Origin of the sequence: Mesorhizobium sp. ZC-5, assembly GCF_025753855.1 — a bacterium.
Classification (GTDB): domain Bacteria; phylum Pseudomonadota; class Alphaproteobacteria; order Rhizobiales; family Rhizobiaceae; genus Neomesorhizobium.
Window position 1 is genome coordinate 1 of the sequence record NZ_JAOWPT010000032.1, and the last position, 3,948, is coordinate 3,948.

At 58.8% G+C, this 3,948-nt stretch carries 3 protein-coding genes and 1 pseudogene; 1 reads left to right on the top strand and 3 read right to left on the bottom strand.

What is annotated here, in order from left to right; translation table 11 throughout:
• Window positions 1-342: 342 nt before the first annotated feature.
• The gene (locus OHD58_RS30230) at window positions 343-1,368 is read right to left on the bottom strand and encodes an IS110 family transposase (protein WP_263807277.1); all 1,026 of its coding nucleotides are present in this window, start codon (window positions 1,366-1,368) and stop codon (window positions 343-345) included.
• 196 nt (window positions 1,369-1,564) lie between these two features.
• On the opposite strand from OHD58_RS30230, the pseudogene OHD58_RS30235 reads away from it, so the two are divergent.
• Window positions 1,565-2,585: pseudogene (locus tag OHD58_RS30235) on the top strand (IS110 family transposase).
• A 537-nt stretch (window positions 2,586-3,122) separates the two neighbouring features.
• Here OHD58_RS30235 and OHD58_RS30240 read toward each other — a convergent pair.
• Together OHD58_RS30240 and OHD58_RS30245 are read right to left on the bottom strand one after the other, a co-directional pair.
• A complete protein-coding gene (locus OHD58_RS30240; RefSeq protein ID WP_263807278.1) occupies window positions 3,123-3,377 on the bottom strand; it encodes a reverse transcriptase domain-containing protein in 255 nt (84 codons plus the stop codon).
• A gap of 326 nt (window positions 3,378-3,703) precedes the next feature.
• Window positions 3,704-3,948, bottom strand: a 245-nt coding sequence (locus OHD58_RS30245) for an ATP-binding protein (RefSeq protein WP_263807279.1), incomplete at its 5' end; no start/stop codon positions are given.

Genomic DNA, 3,948 nt, shown 5'->3' on the forward strand with positions numbered 1-3,948 from the left:
ACCAGCCAAAATCGCTATAGTCGCGGTTATGCGCAAGCTCCTCGTCACCGCCAACGCGCTCGTCAAAGCCGATCGCATCTGGGTCGAAAAACGTGCTTGATCACAACGGAAACTAATCGCAGCTTGGGCGTCAAGCATCTATCGCGTTGATACGGCGCTGCCGGGTGCATGGTTGTCTTCGCGGTCGACATCGGCCGCCGCATGATGGAGCTTCGCGGGACGAGCCTTCAATGTGGACGACGCACTTTGCTGAGACAGCGGTGCAACCCCATCAGCGGAATGGCTCGGCTCACGTCCCGGCAGGGACGCCTCAGGCGCTCAGATTCTGAACGCTATCTGGATTTACGCCGTGGCTCCTGCACTCGGATTGAAGAGCTCGCCAGTCTTGAGCATCGTGTGCATGATCACCGCCAATTTGCGCGCCACGGCCACGGCGGCTCGTTTGAAGCCGATCCTCTCCCGGAGCTTTAGACCCCATGTACGTAGGCTGCTTTCGGTCGAACAGCGTGTCAGGATGACCGCGGCGGCTTCGTAGAGAAGCCCTCGCAGATGTCGATCCCCGCGCCGGGATATATGGCCGTCATAATCGACTTCTCCCGATTGGTATCGGCGGGTTGTCAGGCCGATCCAAGCAGCGACAGAGCGGGACTTCTTGAAGTTGTTTGGATCCTCAATGGCGGTGACGAAAGAGGTCGCGGTGATCACGCCGATGCCGGGGATCGACATGAGGGTGCGGCAGGCTTGGCTTTGACGAGCATCCGTAACCAGTTGGCGCCCGAGCTCGGCGGCGCGAATGCGAATGCCGCGCCAGGCCTCCAACATTGGTATCACGATCGGAGCAAGTTCGCTCTGATCGATAAGAAGGCTCCGGACATTCTTTTCGAATGTAGTTCCCTTACCTGCTGGGACGAGCAGGCCGAACGTTTTCATGATCCCGCGGATCTGGTTGGAAAGCTCGACGGTGATCCGGACCAATCGGGTGCGTGCTGCCACGAGCGTGCGGGTCAACATACTGTCGAAGCCTTTCACGCGCACCTCGCGAAAGAACCCCGCTTCAGCAAGATGCGCCAAACCATCGGCGTCATTCGCATCCGTCTTGTTCGCCGCCATATCGAGAGCGGCTTTGGCATGGCGCGCATCGATGCAGATGGCTGGCAATCCTTCGGCGCGCAACGCATGATAGAACCACACCGACAGCGGGCCGGTTTCGAACACGACACGCTTTGCGGCCGGCGCCCGCTTGCGGACAAGCTCGGCAATGATGTTGGGATCAGATGCGCACTTTCCGCGCCAGATCCGTTCGCCTCCACGTCGGATCGACACCGCCGTCTCTTTCATCGACACGTCGAGACCGATATATTCTGTCATGGCTGTTCTCCGTTGATGCTAGGCCCGGCATCCAGTCGTGAGCCCGTTTTCCATCTTATCGGGGAACAGCCACCCTCCAACGCTATGATCGGCTCCAGGGCACGTCGCTCCCGCGATTACCCCATGTGGACGGCGCCCGCAACGGCATCGCTGTGCCAAAGTGGTGTCGTTGATCATCACTTGAACGGAGGCGTCCATGTTAGAAGTTAACACAATCGGATTGGATCTGGCGAAGAACCTGTTCCAGGCGCACGGCTCGGATGCGTTGGGAGCCGTCCTGTTTAGAAAGAAGCTTCGCCGCGATCACGTTCTTGAGTTCCTCGCTTCTCAGCCGGCCTGCACGGTTGCCATGGAAGCGTGCGCCGGCAGCCATTACTGGGCGCGGGAGATTGCGAAGCTGGGACATGACGTCCGGCTGATCGCCCCGGGCTACGTCAAGCCTTTCGTGAAGCGGCAGAAGAACGATGCGGCTGACGCTGAAGCGATCTGTGAAGCGGCTCAGCGGCCGACCATGCGGTTCGTTGCGGTGAAGAGCGAAGAGGAGCAGGCCGCAGCGATGGTGTTTCGCGTTCGCGATCTTGTGGTGCGCCAGCGGACCCAAACCATCAATGCGGTAAGAGGCCATCTTGCTGAATTCGGGCTGTTGGCCGCACAGGGTCTCTTCCATGTGACTAAGCTTGTCGCGGCGATCGAGGACAAGGATTCTGCCATCCCCGAAGCCGCCCGGCCGATCCTGTCTCTGCTCGTCGAGCAACTCCGCTCGCTGGATGAGAGGGTGGCCATGCTCGACCGCGAGATCGCCCGACGCGCCAGGGAAGATGCAGAAGCCAGACGGTTGATGACGATTCCTGGGATAGGGCCGATTACCGCAACAGCTCTTGCAGCGTTGGCTCCTTCGGCTGCAACCTTCAAGAGAGGGCGCGACTTCGCGTCATGGCTTGGCCTCACGCCGCTGCAACGGTCCACGGGCGGAAAGCAGAAGCTTGGCGAAACGTCCCGGCGAACGAACGCTGCGTCGGCTGCTGATCATTGGGGCCAGCGCTACCGTGCGCTGGGCAATGCGCAAGGGCGCGACGGCTGATCCGTGGCTCTCGCGGATGCTGAGCCGCAAGCCGCCCATGCTGGTGATCGTCGCCCTTGCCAATAAGACGGCGCGCATCGTCTGGGCATTAATGGCCAAGGGCGGAACCTATCGGACACCAGCCTTGGCGGGATAGTCCGCTCCCCTGAGCGGACTGCCAAAGTGTGAGAAGGTCGAACGGAGAGTATGGCGCAACCGTCAACGAGACGGGATCGGGAAAACCAGATCATGGATACGCGTCTTGAGCGCGCGAGGTTGAATTGGACCCGATCCGCGAACTCCCATACGGGCCCGCGGCATGTCGAACGCCGCATCGGAGGCCGGACACTGTCAGCACCCGACCACGCTCCTCATTCTTCATAAAAGATTCTTCTTGCGCGCAAGATGAGACTGGCGCGTGTCTTATGGAACTGAAAACGCTTGAACTTTCGCCTGATACAAGCCGTGAGTTTCTGATTAACGCAATCAGCCAGAGTGGAAAGACCGAACGACTGTACCGGCCATAGCAATCCATTCCCGAAGAAGTGGATTGAGCTGTTTGGCTATTTCGGCCAGCGTCCCCGGCGTCTGCCGCGGGATGTTCAAGCTTTTGATCGTGGACCGTATCGATTTCACTGCCGAGGGCTGGCAGCAGGCGTGTAGCCACAAAAGAACTCGTTTCGCTGTGTCTTCGCTACACGTCGCGGCCGGAACTGATACCCGAGGAATTCGGGTATTTCCCCCTGCGCGTTTGGTCTTTGCAATAGACCATCTTGGTCTTTGTCGGATGCATATGAAGCCCGCATGCTGCCAGTCGAGAATCAAGCTCCACCTTGAGGGCTTCTGCTTGGTGATCACTCCGGCAATGCACAAGGCCATCGTCAGCATATCGACACCATGGAAGGTCAGGGTGCGTCCGCGTCATCCACAGATTAAATGCATAGCGCATGAAGAGGCTCGACAAGATCGGGCTGACAACACCTCCTTGCGGGGTGCCGCGTGCTCACTCGACGATGCTCCGTCTTCTCCATCGGTGCTGCCAGCCATCTTCGATGTACAGCAGAGTCCACTTGCATGTGACGTGCTTCCTGACTGCCTTCAGCAAGAGATCGTGTGGAAGATTGTCAAACAGTCCTTTAATGTCGCAGGCTGTGCGCGGCGCGATCATGCACTATAGTCACCTTGCCTGCGGTGATCCCCGCGGGTCACTTCAAATTCCCCCGGGTAGGGTCAGTCAAACTCCCCCACCCGCAAGACAGGACAGAGGTGGATTTGTTAGTTTGACTTTGTTTCCCGAGCAAGGGCTTCAGCGGCCTCTTTGAGGCGATAGCTGCGTCCATCGAACTCAAGCAGATGGCAATGATGCATCAGCCGATCGAGTATCGTCGTGCTCATGGTGTTGTCCGCGAATGCTTCATGATGCACCTTTCTTTGATCGCCTGGTCCGTTGCAGCCGGCGTTGAAGTTGATCGATCTGGTCGCTGGAAAGGCTGATCTGCCAGGGCTGGCCTTTCGTGCTT